Origin of the sequence: Shewanella sp. Sh95 (assembly GCF_001308045.1) — a bacterium.
GTDB lineage: Bacteria > Pseudomonadota > Gammaproteobacteria > Enterobacterales > Shewanellaceae > Shewanella > Shewanella xiamenensis.
This window is the reverse complement of sequence record NZ_LGYY01000108.1, coordinates 1-15,663: the sequence shown is the minus strand read 5'-3', so window position 1 is coordinate 15,663 and position 15,663 is coordinate 1. Positions and strand designations below refer to the sequence as shown.

General features: G+C 45.0%; 13 protein-coding genes. 6 read left to right on the top strand and 7 right to left on the bottom strand.

The features are described 5' to 3' along the window. Window positions 1-82: 82 nt before the first annotated feature. Entirely contained in the window at window positions 83-643 is a 561-nt protein-coding gene (locus AEA42_RS07670; RefSeq protein ID WP_055647433.1) for a GNAT family N-acetyltransferase, read from the bottom strand. 153 nt (window positions 644-796) lie between these two features. Here AEA42_RS07670 and AEA42_RS07665 point away from each other — a divergent pair, with 153 nt between their 5' ends. Then, window positions 797-1,810: a GGDEF domain-containing protein gene (locus tag AEA42_RS07665; RefSeq protein WP_055647397.1), complete on the top strand. Its 1,014-nt coding sequence runs from the start codon at window positions 797-799 to the stop codon at window positions 1,808-1,810. Between the two features lie 15 nt (window positions 1,811-1,825). Here the strand turns inward: AEA42_RS07665 and AEA42_RS07660 are convergent, their stop codons facing one another. Next, window positions 1,826-2,056, bottom strand: a complete 231-nt coding sequence (locus tag AEA42_RS07660) for a hypothetical protein (RefSeq protein WP_037414628.1) — start codon at window positions 2,054-2,056, stop codon at window positions 1,826-1,828. A gap of 70 nt (window positions 2,057-2,126) precedes the next feature. On the opposite strand from AEA42_RS07660, the gene AEA42_RS07655 reads away from it, so the two are divergent. Beyond that, window positions 2,127-2,543, top strand: coding sequence for an META domain-containing protein (locus AEA42_RS07655; protein WP_047539874.1), 417 nt, complete (start codon window positions 2,127-2,129; stop codon window positions 2,541-2,543). A 68-nt stretch (window positions 2,544-2,611) separates the two neighbouring features. Here AEA42_RS07655 and AEA42_RS07650 read toward each other — a convergent pair whose 3' ends face one another. Both AEA42_RS07650 and AEA42_RS07645 read right to left on the bottom strand, forming a co-directional pair. Continuing rightward, a complete protein-coding gene (locus tag AEA42_RS07650) occupies window positions 2,612-3,934 on the bottom strand; it encodes a dicarboxylate/amino acid:cation symporter (protein WP_055647396.1) in 1,323 nt (440 codons plus the stop codon). Between the two features lie 162 nt (window positions 3,935-4,096). After that, entirely contained in the window at window positions 4,097-4,393 is a 297-nt protein-coding gene (locus AEA42_RS07645; RefSeq protein ID WP_037414621.1) for a DUF4234 domain-containing protein, read from the bottom strand. A gap of 218 nt (window positions 4,394-4,611) precedes the next feature. Between AEA42_RS07645 and AEA42_RS07640 the strand changes: the two genes are divergently transcribed. Next, window positions 4,612-5,055, top strand: coding sequence for a GNAT family N-acetyltransferase (locus AEA42_RS07640; protein ID WP_037414619.1), 444 nt, complete (start codon window positions 4,612-4,614; stop codon window positions 5,053-5,055). Window positions 5,056-5,113: 58 nt separating this feature from the next. Here the strand turns inward: AEA42_RS07640 and AEA42_RS07635 are convergent, their stop codons facing one another. Further along, entirely contained in the window at window positions 5,114-6,406 is a 1,293-nt protein-coding gene (locus AEA42_RS07635; protein WP_055647395.1) for an HAAAP family serine/threonine permease, read from the bottom strand. A gap of 448 nt (window positions 6,407-6,854) precedes the next feature. Continuing rightward, entirely contained in the window at window positions 6,855-9,422 is a 2,568-nt protein-coding gene (locus AEA42_RS07630; RefSeq protein ID WP_055647394.1) for an acylase, read from the bottom strand. Between the two features lie 267 nt (window positions 9,423-9,689). Here AEA42_RS07630 and yjjX point away from each other — a divergent pair, with 267 nt between their 5' ends. The 3 genes from yjjX to AEA42_RS07615 all read left to right on the top strand — a co-directional run bounded on the left by yjjX (window position 9,690) and on the right by AEA42_RS07615 (window position 14,028). After that, on the top strand, window positions 9,690-10,229 hold the full coding sequence (gene yjjX / locus AEA42_RS07625) for an inosine/xanthosine triphosphatase (RefSeq protein ID WP_055647393.1): 540 nt from the start codon (window positions 9,690-9,692) through the stop codon (window positions 10,227-10,229). Between the two features lie 151 nt (window positions 10,230-10,380). After that, the gene (locus AEA42_RS21770; RefSeq protein WP_082389620.1) at window positions 10,381-11,310 is read left to right on the top strand and encodes a bifunctional helix-turn-helix transcriptional regulator/GNAT family N-acetyltransferase; all 930 of its coding nucleotides are present in this window, start codon (window positions 10,381-10,383) and stop codon (window positions 11,308-11,310) included. Between the two features lie 267 nt (window positions 11,311-11,577). Then, window positions 11,578-14,028, top strand: coding sequence for an ankyrin repeat domain-containing protein (locus tag AEA42_RS07615; RefSeq protein WP_055647392.1), 2,451 nt, complete (start codon window positions 11,578-11,580; stop codon window positions 14,026-14,028). Between the two features lie 158 nt (window positions 14,029-14,186). Here the strand turns inward: AEA42_RS07615 and AEA42_RS07610 are convergent, their stop codons facing one another. Next, entirely contained in the window at window positions 14,187-15,380 is a 1,194-nt protein-coding gene (locus AEA42_RS07610; RefSeq protein ID WP_055647391.1) for a serine hydrolase domain-containing protein, read from the bottom strand. Window positions 15,381-15,663 lie beyond the last annotated feature (283 nt).

The following is a 15,663-nucleotide window of genomic DNA, read 5'->3' as shown; positions in this document are numbered from 1 at the left end:
GATCAATCTTTTAGGACACAATCAACCTAAAAAATACTGATTTTTGAAAGCAGAACAACGCAACATATGGCGGGAAAACGAGTTAACGATGAGCGAGTGCATATGAGCGAATATCAACACTCATAATATAATAATCCCTATCAGAAAAAGTAAAGAAATCTGCAACTTGCATTTTAGCTTTACGAGTATGCGCCGCCAAAGAACGCTCATTTTCATCAGCTATAAACGTCACCAGATAAGTAAAACTAGGCGCAACTTCTCGGTAAATGCGAGTAACAAGTGCCTCAAAAACGCCTTGGCCACGATATGCTTTATCAACCCAGATGGGACCGTATTGACAGCTGTTTTGCATCGTTAATTGAGGACCATCGCCATTGATTCGATTCAATCTTTTCAACAAATTGCGATAAATTGGCCAGGTCTCAAAAAACGACCAACGTCCCGCAATCACATAACCTATAATGCGTCCGTTAATTTCAGCGACCACAATCCAATGCTTATCAATTAGCTGAGTTAATTCATTACGATTAAATGCTTGCCCTTCCAAATTGACACCATTAGACATTAACTCATCATTGAGATGCTGGCGCTCTAACGCGGCCAATATATCAACATCTTGTTTAGTTGCTAATCGCGTTTGCATCAGAGGTATGTCCAAGTTGAGCTTATCGCTAGATTTTAAGCGCGTCAGTATACTTAAATAAATACTAAAGACTTTATCTTTTAGGAAAAAATTTGCTAATAACGCTATTGTTTCCCACACTTATTGAATTGTAGGTCATTCACTCGCCATTTTATGCTGCCAGAGACTATCAATCCCCAAATCAGTGTGCTTGACAACGATCTACTTCAAGTTAATTTAGGTCGTTGGATGCAACAATGCGAATTAATAAAAAGTTACTACAGCGCTACCCACGTGTTTGTATTACAGATAACGCAATCGGGTTTTGAAGTGATCGTCAGTTCTGTCAGCGAAACGCCGCTTTTTACTTCTGGCACGCTTTTTCCAAATAACTTCCCGCTCTTTGAAGCATTAAAAAATAGCAACATAGACGGAGATTATCTCAATTTAAGCCGCTTTATGCTCGATGAACTTCCAAGAGATTTTGACGGAATTCAATACATTCTGTCCCGCCCTATTGCATGGCCAGATGGCAGTCAATTTGGTTCACTATGCGTGTTAAACCCCCATATGGCCGATCCTTTAAGCAACAGCGCCATGCTTGAACCTTTCCAAATCCTGCTTCAGCAGGAATTATCCCTGTTATGTCAAAACCATAGAATCGAATCGCTATCAATGCGCGATCAAGAGACCGGCATGCTCAACCATTACGGCTTTATGATGATGGCTCCTAGGCAACTCAATCTTGGACGACGCTTTGGCGCCCATGCGGGGATTCTTTTCTTCGAATTGATTGAAGCTGACTCGCCGGAAAAACGCTTAGAAGAGAAACATCACAGGCTCCTCGGCAATTTAGTTCAAGATACCATCCGCACCGCCGATGTAGCAGCCCATTTCAGCGCGACTCAGTTTGTGGTGTTAGCCTTTGTCGATAGCGAACGCGATATATTGCACATTATGAAGCGGGTCGAAAAACAATTAGAACAGCAAAATCATCACCTTAAACTCGATTCCAGTTACAGTTTCTTTACCCCTGAATCGACGGCTAAGTTAGCGCCCATGATGGAAGATGCTCGCTGTAAACTAAAATCTATGTTGCAAGAGTCAACACAATCGAGCAGTAATCAGGCAAAAGGGATCAATGCCGAGCTTTATAACAACCCCGCTGCAGACTCGGCCGAGTTGTAAAAGTCGCAAACGCTATTATTTTGGCAACTCATCCTGACGCTTCGCCCATTGGATAAATAACACCACAGGATAAGGTGACATCAACACTAAGCCTAAGCCAATTAAGCTTGCGATCAATAACATCCCACTGATTTCTAGACTCCATTGAGTCAACATATAAAACCCAAGTCCACAAACTAACATCAAAACCCCTAACCAATGTAAAAACTTCAACAAATTCATAGTGCTTTTAATGCTATCTTGCATATAAACCTCTTTTTATCTCTCGCTAAACTTGTACACTATTGCCATGAATATCGAAAAAGGAACTGAGACAATGTTAAAACAAACATTTCTATTAAGCGCATTACTTTTTGGCTTAACGGCTTGTCAGAGTACTGACGTCGCCCATCAAGACACTGTGTCATTACAGGGAAGCTGGCATATTGAAGCAGTCCAAGGGCAACCGACTGTTGATTACAGCCCAGCTCAAATCACCTTCGATGCTGAAGGTAAGCTTTCTGGCAATAACAGCTGCAATAACTTTTTTGGCCAATATAACCAGCAAGGGCAGGAGTTGAAAATCATCCCTGGTGGCAGCACCATGAAAGCCTGTGTCGATTCATTGATGCAGCAAGAGCATAAAGTCATGCAAGCACTACCACTGGTCGCTAAGGCCAAATTAGTGCAAGGACGTCTGACATTACTCAGCAGCGACGATAAACCTGTTTTAGTGTTAACCCAACTGAAATAAAAGTTTATCGATAATAAAAAACCGCCGATTGGCGGTTTTTTATTCGAGTCAAATCTTAACTCGATCGATTAACTCTTAGTCGCAGCACTTTCATTTGCGGCATTTTGCTCTGCAATCACGGCGCTTTGCACCATATCAGCATTGTAATGCTCAACGTCGAGTTCATCTTCCGATTTGGCAATTACAGTTGTCGCTACTAAGTCACCAGAGACGTTCACAACAGTTCGCGCCATATCCAAAATGCGGTCAATCCCCGCAATCAAGGCTACACCTTCTAAGGGTAAGCCCACAGTCGAGAGCACTAGAGTCAACATCACTAAGCCTGCGCCCGGTACCCCCGCGGTGCCGATTGAGGCTAACGTCGCGGTTAAAATAATCGTTAGATAGTCGACCCACGTTAAATCAATCCCAAAGGCCTGCGCCACAAACAGCGCGGTCACGCCTTGGTATAGGGCTGTACCATCCATATTGATGGTGGTGCCTAAGGGCAATACAAAACTGGAGATCTTCTTGTTTACCCCAAGATATTCGCTCGCACATTTCATACTTGCAGGTAAAGTGCCTGCCGAACTTGAGGTGGTAAATGCCACCGCCATCGCATTGCTGATCCCCTTAAAAAAATGCAACGGATTAAGCTTGGCAAATAGGCGCAGCACTATGCTGTAGAAACCTAACACATGGATAATACAGCCAATATAAACGGCAATAATGACTTTAATCAGTGGCCATAGCATGTCGACGCCATACTCACCCGCAACCCATGCCATTAGACCAAACACACCATAGGGCGCAAGCTTCATCACCATATCGGTCAACTTGTACATGGCCTCGGCAAGGCTCTCAAACACCTTAATCGCAGGTTTGCCATGGTCGCCAATCAATACCAATGCAATCCCAAGTGCCACGGCAAACACAATGACTTGTAGGATCTGGCCACTCGCCAATGCAGCGACAGGGTTGGTGGGCACTATATCAATCAGCGTTTGCATCACCGAGGGTACTTCTTTGGCCGTACTTACCGCCTCGTGTTGCAACAAAGGAACACCCGCACCAGGTTGAATCACATAGCCCACCACTAAGCCTAGGCTTATCGCAATCGCCGTAGTACAGAGATAAAACGCAAAGGATTTAAAACCAATCCGGCCCATTTTGGCGGTATCTTCCATTGAGGTGACACCAACAATCAAGGAACAAAAGACTAAAGGCACAATCAGCATTTTGATGGTATTCACAAACAGCGTGCCAATAGGTTTTAGGTAGGAAGCCTGCTCGCCTAAAGTGACCCCCACCAGAATCCCGAGCACCATACCAACGAAAATTTGTAGCCACAGGGGCACTGACATCCAAGCAGACCAGATCCGGCCTAAGGCTGATGACCTTTGTTTTGACATGTTTATAACCTTGAATTTGAAATGATGATAGGGCGAAGCCTTATCCTTGGCGGGACTAACCTTCAATTAGCCAGCCGCCGAGTCTACCATAAGCAATAAAACTTTAAGGATGATCTATATCACGTTGATATCAACCGCGGCAAAATCCAGCGAAAGCATCGCTTAGGCCTCGAATTGCGCCGTATTGTCTGACGGAGCAAAACGTTGACGATACAACGATGCAGGCGGCTGCTCGCACTCGATAAGGTAGCTCCAATAGTCATCATCGAAACCGCTAAAGAGTGACTGATTTTCCCCCTGAGATTTGAGGATCAAATACCACCAAACCAGCCCCCATAAGCCAAAGGTAACTAAAGTTAGCATAAAGTGCATCCCATGGTTAACTTGAAGATCTTTATGAGCATCATAAGGTTGTAAGAATATTGGTTTAAACCGACGAGTTGATTTAACGAATCCCATAATCGCGCCACTTCTGCTAGTGAAAACCTTATTCAAGCCTAGCAGATTAGACTTTAGTCGTACAAAATTTAGCCGCAATTAAATGGCGATAGGGATCTGTGCTCACTCGTTCTGGTGGGAGGTTCCGTGCTACAGTGTATGCCTAACTCATCCCGATACATCAGCGTCATCCCAAACACAAGAGCGGTAAATGCCATTAACCGCCGAGGAGTTGTTAAATGTTGATCCGTAAAGCTAAAGTGCAAGATCTTAGCGCCCTAGTCCAATTTAATCAGGCAATGGCGCAAGAGACAGAAGGTCTTGCCTTAGATGAAACCACGCTTATCAAAGGCGTCAATACCCTACTTAATCATCCCGAAAAAGGCTTTTATCTGGTAGCTGAAATCGAAGGAGAAATTGTCGGCTCGCTGATGGTTACCTTCGAGTGGAGCGACTGGCGCGCCAAAGATTACTACTGGATCCAGAGCGTATATATTCGCCCGCAAAATCGCCGTCAGGGGATTTATGGCAGACTCTATGCTGAAGTAAAACAATTGGCCGAGGCCAATGGTGGCGCCGCCAGCTTCCGTTTATATGTCGAGCAGGAAAACCTCGCAGCCCAGCAAACCTACCAAGCCTTAGGGATGAAGCAAAGTTACTATCTAATGTACGAAGAAAAGTAATAAAAAAGGATCGAGCAATGCTCGATCCTTTCATTTAAACCGCTTATATATCTCAGTCTTAACTGAGTAGACCAAATAGAATCGCCGTCATCGCCAGTAAACCCGCAATCACCACAAACACATTGCTGATACGGTGACGATAAGCTTTTGGTGCCGGCACTTTATACACAGCATACATTGGCATTAAGTACAAAATCGCCGCAATCACTGGGCCGCCTAGCGCCTCAATCATTCCCAGAATACTTGGGTTTTTAATCGCAACGCCCCAAATGGTGGCAAACATAAACACGAGGATAAACTTGTTCAGCTTATTGTCACAGACTTGCTTATTGCTTGAGCGTAATTGCTTAACAATAATGCCCTTCATACCTTCAGTCGCGCCCATATAGTGACCAAAGAAGGAAGAAACAATCGCGATAAAGGCAATGAAAGGCCCGAAATAACTGACAAAACCGCTATCATGCACGTTTGCTAAATAGGACAAAATCGGCAGGTTCTTTGCCTTCGCTTCGGCCAATTGTTCAGGCGACAATGACAACACGCAGGAGAACACAAATAGCATCACAAAGCCGACTAACATCATTGACGTATTACGCAGGATCACATCGGCCTTACGTGCGGCATTGCCGCCATGGTCGCGCTTAAGGGAAACCGAAAATTGCGAAATCGCCGGAGAATGGTTAAAGGCAAACACCAGTACAGGGATGGTTAGCCATACTGTGCCTAAAAAGGCGCCGGTTTCAGGCACAACTTGCAGTGCATCCATTTTCCATTCAGGAATAAGATACAAAGACATAAAGGCCAAAATCCCTACCAGCGGATACACCAGCAGTTGAGTCACCTTCAACATAAATTGCTCACCGGCTACCATCACGGCCATCATGCCGAAAATCAAGATACCAGAAAGCAGAAAACGCGGCGGTGATGCCATGCCCAATTGGTTGACGATAAAACTATCAACAGTATTGGTGATCCCCACGCCATAGATCAGCACAATCGGATAGATCGCTAAAAAATAGAGCAGCGTAATCGCCTTGCCCGCGCCAATCCCAAAGTGTTCTTCAACCACTTGGGTAATGTCACTGCCAGGAATGCTCGATGAACAAACAAAGCGTGAAAGACCACGGTGGGCCAAATAGGTCATAGGTCCGATGATAATGGCCATCAAGACTAAGGGCCAAAAACCACCCATACCCGCATTGATAGGTAGAAAGAGAATGCCCGCCCCCACAGCGGTACCAAATAAACTCAGCATCCAAGTAGTATCTTGGCGCGTCCAAGGTAAGCGTCTTGTTGTGCTTTCTTGCGTGCTTTGAGGTGTTTCTAAAACACTGATCGCATCTTTTTGCATAGTAAAATTACCTTACGGTGAAACCGCATAAAAAATTCGGCGTAAGGATAGCGAAAAAGCTTAAGCAAAAGTTGATCTAAAACCATTTTAAGTAATGGAATTTCAAATAAAGCTGGGATTGAGATCTAGATCTATGAATTTATGTAATAAATTTTCAATGTCGCATCAAAGTGATCACAATTAATCACCAAGAAAGTACAGTAAATTTACCCTTAAGCTTAAATGGCGACATTACTCTGCCGTCGATAAAAGCCACAAAAACGCGCTAAGTCACAAAAAACTGATAAATAAGACTAGATTCAAACAACCACTATAAAAACTTGAACTAGATCACTAGCGACATTGTTAAATTTTTACATTTTGTAACGTTGAACAACCTATAAAAAGCCCACCCAATAAAAAGGCCCACCTAAGTGGGCCAATGAATCACCACCCGACTAGCGCAGCATTATTGGGCTTTTTGCAGCACCAACTCAGTGGTTGAGACTACGGCTGGCGCAATATCAGCTTCCTTAAACAGTAAAGGACGGAAACTCTTACTGCTGGAATACAGATTGCTTTGGTCGGTAAACGAAGGCGACAGTATATTGCTCGACTCAGAATAAGTGAGTATGCCGCGCGCAACAGGGCCCTCATCGGTAAAGCTCACCGCCATCATCCAACTTGAACCATAACGTATTTGATATCCCTTCGCCGTTAAGCCAGAACCCATGGCTTTGCCTGTAACGACGTCCATCAGAGGCGCATATTTATGTTGTGGAATTAACGTATCGTCGCCTGACAAGCTAGTTGAAAACACGTTAAAACCACCCTCAGCGTTGTGACTCCCTGGCCAAGGCAAACGCGCTCCGCTGGCAGTGCCATCGGGAAGAGACTTCTCGACAAACTGCACATCACCTAGCGGTGCATCTAAAGCAAAACCTGCGGCTTCTAAATTCAGCGCCGCATGAGCAAGCGCCACTAATGCACTGCCGTCGGTAGCCAGTGTATTCGGAGTGGTCGCCGCATTCGCGGGATCAAATCCCTTGGTCAACATCGTCTTTTGATTAAACTGATGGGCAAATTCGCGCAGTAAGGCGCCGCCTTTGCTGTCATTATCTTGCTTACCATTCCAGGCTTTTAACGCCGCACAAGCTGAGGTGAGATCTTTTGATAAACTGGCAGACACTACCACAGGCGTACTGCCTTGTGCCTCACATTGGGCAATTAATGCCGGCAAGACCAGTTCAGCCAAGTAACTACGATTTGATAATACGGCAGCCTCCAACTCTTGGAGATTGAACTTACCATCGCTGCCTGCCGCATCCTGCATTAGCGTTAATCCCATACGGGTACGCAGTGATAATTGCCCTGCTTCTGGGCCATACATTGGCGAGAAGTAAGTCAATGGTTCATTCAGGTTAGTTGACCAGAAGGAATCATTAGAGTTTTGCACAAAGTCGCTGCGCTCAAGCTTAGGCGCCCGCTCATAGGGATTTGGGCCACTAAAGCTAAACAAAGAGGTATTACCGGGCAAAATAGTAAAGCCCGCTTTCTCTTTTGCCGCCTTAATATCGGGCGAAGTCTTTAACAGCACAACGGCAGACTCGGACAAACCGGGTACTGTCGAGTCGTCGATATAGAAGGCATTACCCTCTTTATCGGCATACATAGTGTTGTTGAAAATAACCCCGTCGTAATCTTTAAAGGCTTGTTGAAATTCGTCTTTATTGGTCGCTAAGTTCATGGCGAGCCAGTGATCGACAGGATCCATTGTCGCCATATTGGCATCTTGGATCATAAAGGCACTGCCATCATCCCAACCAAAAGGCGCAAGCGTAGGTGGCGCCTCAACCATAGGGCCTTTGGCCGTGGTGTAAATATCCTTTTCAGCCACTAACATGCCCGCAGGACCGGCGTTCACTATGATAGAAACCGTCTCTTTATTGATCGGCATGGGCTTACCATCAAACAGATATTGCAATCTATCGCCCGAGACCAACTCAAGGTTGTACATCACAAAATGCTCAGCGGTTGAGAAGGTATGAGTCCAAGCTAAGTCTTTGTTAAAACCTATATTGATCGGGCCAGGCATCCCCACCAGCGAGCCACCCATCATATCTAAATGCCCAGGGATGGTAATATGGGATTGCCAAAAACGCAGGTTACCCGTGTGCGGGAAATGCGGGTTGCCCAGCACCATACCGCGACCATTTTCGGTCTTATCTTTACCCAGTCCCCAGCCGTTAGATCCTAAATCCCGAGGATTGGTTTCTGGCGTGGTAATACGGGCAGCACGGGCTATCAATTTAGACTGCATATCGCTAACAAACGCGGTCTGCTCTTGGCTCGGCGCAGGCCCCACGATACGTGGCATATATTCCTGCGCATCCCCAGGATTAGCGTAGAAAATCAAATCGAGGAAGTTAGCCGCTCCGGGTAACAATGCAATGGAAAACAAATAAGTGACCACATCTTCAGGCACGATAGGTTTTACCCAAGGTTGGCCGCCACAGAAAGGTTCTGCTGTTTGTTTGCCCGCCTCCACATCCGCAAGATACTGGTTATAACCCGCGGTAAAACCTTGGATCAATGCACGAGAGCGTTCACTAAACTGCGGCCACTTAGCTTCGGCTTGCTCACGGATTTTTAAGGCTTTGTAGGCAAAATCGGAGATTAAGTTGCCATTATCTTCGGCGGTAGGTAGCCCTGTGGTGAAATCTATCGACGCATGGGGGCCAAAGTACATAGAGCGCTGGGAATTCGCCTTAATGAAACCATCGGCGAGCACGCAGAGGTTGTCCTGCGCTTGTGCGTAACCGCTACCAAAACCTAGGCTTTCTAAATTGTCGGCTTGGATATGGGGTACGCCGTAGGTGGTTCGTCGGATATTGGCTTTGAGTAAGCCATTAGGGGCAAAGGTTTGCAGTTGGGTTTCAGGTTCGGTAGGTGGAGTACTATCTTCGCTATCGTTACAGCCTGTGAGCATCACCCCGCAGGCCATCCCCATCGCGATCATGAGTTTGTTGAATTTCATTATTATTATCTCTTAATTTTGGTTCCTTCAATGACATCGCTTTACTGCTTAAATCAGCTAACTTACTGAAGGAGCAATAATGGCATGTCGCTTCCTGATGCTCGGCTATGGCTATTTGCTCCCCAAACATTTGCTTTATCGAGCTCTTTTTACTGAGTCATAGCAATGAATATGGCAGAATAGAAAACCCATAGGCGAGACACCTCCGACCATTTAAGCAATGATCCATATGAGCGTCCACTTTAAAAATCAAAATAAATAACTTATATGCAACAAAATATTATCAAGGTAATCGTTGGATCGAAAAACCCCGTCAAAGTGAATGCTGCGACTAATGCGATGAAGCTGCTGTTTCCTGAATACCAGATTGAAACCCTCAGCATGGACGCACCTTCTGGCGTCCCCGCCCAGCCCATGACAGATAGCGATACCCGCCAAGGTGCAGTGAATCGCGTTAACTATTGCCAACGACATACCGAAGCTGATTATTATTTTGCGATGGAAGGCGGCGTCGACCATTTCGAGTTTGGCCCAGCAACCTTTGCCTATATTGCAATTGCTCACCAGCAACGCTTAAGCATTGGCCGTGGCGCACTGTTACCGCTGCCGATGCAGGTTTATCAGGCACTTGAAGCGGGTGAAGAATTAGGCCATGTGATGGATAGATTATTTAACACTGTTAATATCAAACAAAAAGGTGGCGCAATAGGCCTGCTCACCCACGGCCACGCTACTCGTGAAAGCAATTATACCCAAGCAATCATCCTCGCGATGGCGCCGTTTTTAAATCCCGAGATTTACCCATAAATTTGTTAATAAAATATTGCAAAACAACGCAAAGCCCGCTAATTTAGTTGTAACTTGCAACTAAATTATGCGATATAAGCCTAGCTAGCCCACCGGCTTGCAATACTCGTCAGGCTCAACGTTGCATAACGTAAAGGCGTTTAATTAAACTATGGCAAATGATTTAGACTCATCTAGCCAACTTCGGCAGCTCTCTCGCTATATGGTGAGGCATCTAGGCATGCTTAACGCAGCAGTCGGTGATTTACCTCTCTCCCCCGTGCAAGCCCATGCTTTGCTTGAGATCGGTAATCAACCGCAAACCATTAAAGATCTCGCCTGCAAACTAAGTATTGATAAATCCAATGCTAGCCGAGCAATAAAGCACTTAATCGATAAGCATCTCGCCCAGAGCCAAATGCACCCTAAGGATAGTCGTTGCCTTGTCGTACAACTGACGAGCGCGGGTAAAAAGTTACTCGCAAAACTCGATAACCAACAAAATCAGCTTTTTCAAGAAATCTTAGCGCAACTCACACCTGATCAAATTCAACATATTGAGCAGGCGCTGATGCAGTACAACCAAGCAATAGATAAAGCCAAACAGCAATCGGGCTATATTATTCGTGCAGCCTCTGCCGCCGACGATGCCGCCATAGCCCAAGTTATCCGCGATGTATCTGCCGAATATGGTTTGACCGCAGATAAAGGCTATAGCGTGGCCGACCCGACCTTAGATTGTTTAAGTCAGATTTATTCGCAAGCGGGTGCTCAATATTGGGTTGTTGAATATGAAGGTACAATCGTTGGTGGTGCAGGCATTGCCCCACTTGCCAATAATGCAGGCATTTGTGAACTACAAAAAATGTACTTTATGCCCGAAATCCGCGGTAAAGGCTTAGCTAAACGTTTAGCATTACTCGCTCTCGACTTTGCCCGTCAAACGGGTTACCAAAGCTGCTACTTAGAAACGACTGCGATATTAAAAGAAGCACTCAAGCTCTATGAACACTTAGGTTTTTCCCCTCTGAGCGCACCACTAGGAAATACCGGCCACGATGCCTGTGAGATCCCGATGTTATTACCATTGCAACCTAAATAATTCCATTTAGCAGACCACGGATGGTCTGCCAACCGAGTAAATCCCCGCTATATTCTTCGCTAAACATCCTGCCTGATAATAAGCGGCAATCAATGCCAACCAACACAGTTAATCACTTATTCAACTAAAATCAGTCTTTAATTCTCCTTATTAGCATAGAGTTTTAGTGGCTAACCATATTAAAATACACACAAAATCACTCCGTTAAATGATGTGTATTTGAAATGATTTTGCTGCATTATTGTTAAGCATTAAATAGGTAAGCCCATGCTAAATTGGATTTTTGGTGATAATAATCTCACCCTGCGGGAAATATGTGTTAATAACGAGCTGTCTACAGCCAAGAAAATTCAAAAAATTAATAAGTACCTCGCCAATGGCGGTGATATTAATTTTATTGATCCCGATATTTCCCCCTGTAATGTGTTAGTCCCGCTTTCTCGTAGCCCTGAATCCGACCTCGAATTGATACAATATCTGCTGGATAATGGCGCTCAAATTGAATGCAATGGCTTTAGTGCCCTGCACGCAGCAATTGAGTTTAATAATCCTGAGTTGGTAAAGCTCTACCTCAAGGCTGGTGCTAACGTTTACTATCAAAATCAATTTAATAACTGCTGGTTAAACTACTTATTTCATCCAAATCCTCAGTATATCTACCAAGACAGTCAGCGTATTGCCATGATCGACCTCTTGCTTGAACTGGGATTGGATATCAATCATTCAGTGAGTTTTTGGACCAATGGCGAGTTAAATCATCCCTTAGAAATCCTTTATGCTGAGCGCAGTAAAGATGTCTTTTTACATCTCATTAATAAAGATCTTTATTTGGACATTGGCCAATTAAGCCTGATTGAAGAGATTATTTTTTCCAGCGACTTTTGGGGAGTTGAAGCCTTCGCGCCATTAGTAAAACGCTATCCTGAGTTTAAAAAGTCCCGTTATATTATGGCCAACGATAGCAGCTTTTGGGATGACGCCAATTTACTCGAACTCTGTGTCTATGCTAAATCACAACAATACACTGAATATCTGCTAGATCATTATCCGCAGCTCAAAGCCGACTCCCACGCTAAAAGTTTGCTCTACGCGGCATTGACCTCAGAATTTCACCTCAGAATTATCGAAAAATTGATTAAGGCGACCGTCGATATCAATCGCATCTATAGGATGACACCGCCTGACGCCGATCATTCACCCGTGCTCAACCAATTTATTAATAACGCCCAATTTACCGATGTGAATCAACGGGAATATATCTATCAAGCACTAGAGCTGTTGCTCAAATATGGCGCGGATCCCAATTCTGTATTTATGAATGCGGGTAAACCCTACGAAATGTTGGCCTGGTCGAACTTGCGACTATTGGTTTATCCGATGGTCGAGAAGAAAACCTTTCTACCGGAGTTTCTCGACCTCTTCATAAAATATGGTATGGATATCAATAAAAAATTTGGTGCGGTGGATGAACCAAGCTTGCTGACTATCTGCCAACGTGGTTCGGGTAAAGAAGATCAAGCAACACTTATCCAAGTGATGGAATATCTGCTCACCAAGGGACTCGATTTAAACCTTACCAATATCTACAACACTAACTATGTGTCCGCTGCGGCCATCGCCTGTCGAACCCAAGTACTTGAATGGCTGATTAACCAAGGCGGGGATATTTTTACCCATTGCGGCCATGATAATTCGCCTATTCTGCACAAGGCGATTTCGACCTACTGGTGGGACCAAATCACTGGCCCGATGCGGCGTAATACCGTGGAACTATTACTACGCCACGGAGCCAAAATTGAAGAATTCTCAGTAGATGAACAATTTACACCACTGATGTGCGCCTGCTATTACGGCGCACAATCCTGCGTTGAAGTGTTACTCGAACATGGCGCCAACCCCAATGCCATCAATGCCGAAGACACCACCCCAGCCCTTTGCGCCGTGATGGGCGGCAGCTCGAATGAGTTTCCTCGCTTTGAGTCAACGGCGGTGCGGATCTTAAGACTATTGCAGCAATATGGCGCTGATTTAACCGTAACTAATAGTGTCGGTAATAGCCCGCTGAGCGTGACTATGGAGCAGGAATATAAAGAGATTTTCGAAGTACTACTGCAAATCGTCCCCTACAGTGAGTCCCAACTTGAGCAAGCTCTGAGTAAAGCTCAGCCACAAAGTTATTTCCAACGTCGGCTATTACAGAAGCTAGGGCGTGAAATACCAGCAGCACCCACAGTTATCGACCATCACGTAGCGAAGCCAGAAGTCGCATCGCTTACGCTTGAATGTGGCACAACCCATGTGGAGGCGCCAAAACATGCACATACTCATAAACCCAGATTAGAGGTCAGTGATGCGGCGGTGGATAGAAGCCAAATCCCGACGCTATTTGATCTCAAAAACAAAGTGCTGCATTTCTTTAAGCCGATAGCCAGCGATCCAAGCATCACGGCTCAACAGTTAAACTCAGTTAAAGAACAGGTTGAACTATTGATTGAAAAGCTCGACAACTTTAGCTTTTTCCGCAATCAAGCGACAAAAGCCGAATTTGAAGAAGGAGTTCAGGACTATCTCGATGAAATGGTTGATGAAATCAACAAGGTTATCGGGGATGATTATCCCGCACTTACCGAAGCCTTAGTCGATTCCGTCTGGACGATTTTGCAATACTTTAGAGTAGAGATTGAAATCGAAACTGCGCTAAGAAAGCGCTTTTGGTAACAGTTAGCACCTTAGCTAGCAACCCAAGATAAAGCCCCTTTTATATCGTCACTTAAAGGGGCTTTATACTTTCGAGGTTAAGCCTAACCACGCATCAGCAGACTTAGCAGTCTATTCGCCAACATAATGGCGAAAGCTAAGGCTTAAACATCAGAGACTTAAACATTAGAAGCTTTAGCAAGCAGCAACTGGCTACAGATAATTTGACGGATCTGATTATGCAGTTCAAATACTCGAGCGCGATCATTAAGATTTAGCGATAGATTTTCCAGCATCACCAAATCCAAATTAAATTCGGGATAATGCAGCGTCATCGACATATAACCGGTTAAATAACCCGTATGACTGTATTCGACGATGCCATCGTCCTTATTGATCCTTATTCCATAACCATAACGCATATTCGGCCACAAAAATTGGATCTCGGTATACGCCGTTGTCATCCTTTGATAACTCTCTGGACTCAACAACTTGCCAGCATGTAATTGCTGCTGAAAGTCGGCATAAGTGGCCGCCGAGGCAATTAATCCACCAGCGGGCAATAACGCTTCATCAATTACCAGCTCAGCAGGTGCAATCACTTCGCTTTCCTGTAAACCAACGGCGAGTGAAGGCACTTTGGTGTGAATCACCTCAAGACTACCCTGCTCAGCACTCAGGCCATTAAGCTGGTATCGCGCAGCAAATTGCGCCACTTGCTCGGCAAAGGATTGGTGATTGACCTTTTCAAGCACTTGCCCAAGCAGTGAATAACCAAAGTTGGAATATTCAAATTGGCTACCCGGCTCAAATCGATTGGCCTTACCTAGCTTATCGACACCCGATGTATGCGTCAGCAGTTGATGCAGCGTAATCCGCTCATCATATCGACCGGGATTTAAAGCGTTTGCACTTGAATTTGTGCCCGCCACAACGGCTTTTAATGCCTTGTTATCTCCCTTCGTATCGCCAAAAAGGTAATGATTTAACGTTTGATTTAAATCGAGTTTTCCCGCATCGACCGCCTGTAATATCAAGGTTGCAGTGATTTGTTTAGAGAGCGATGCCATCACAAAGCGCGAATCTTTACTAATACCTTCACCCTTTTGCAATTCAAGCAGTGGTTTCCCCCGCTCAAGCAGAATGACACTGCCACTAAATGGCTGCGGCGAATCCATTATCGCCGCTTGGATTAAGCTCTTAATCTCCGCAGTCTTTGAGACAGAGGATGCTGTTTGGCTTTCAAGCTTAACTGACTGACCGCCTTGCGCGCTTTCCGACACAATCGCAGTTTCAAACGACTCACCAACACTATTGGCACTTGGGAATAATAACAACCCCGATAGCAGGGAGCCGATAACACTCAAACGCATGGGTTATCCTTAACTTAATTAGCAAATACTGCCTGATTAGAAAGCGGCCAGCTTATCATAAGTTTTCATAGTGTTGCGGCGTTTGAGATGAGCAATCAAAGTATGGATTGAGTTTTTAATATAAAGTCATTCACAAACCTTGACTGCCACTCGGCACTGAAGGATCCCCTCATAAATCAGCCATAGCATAGCCATATTTGAGCAACTGATTGGCGAATAATACCCAGGCCGCCAGCAATTCTTTCTCCGTGATTTGATAATCAGGCCGCCTGAGTACCTCCAA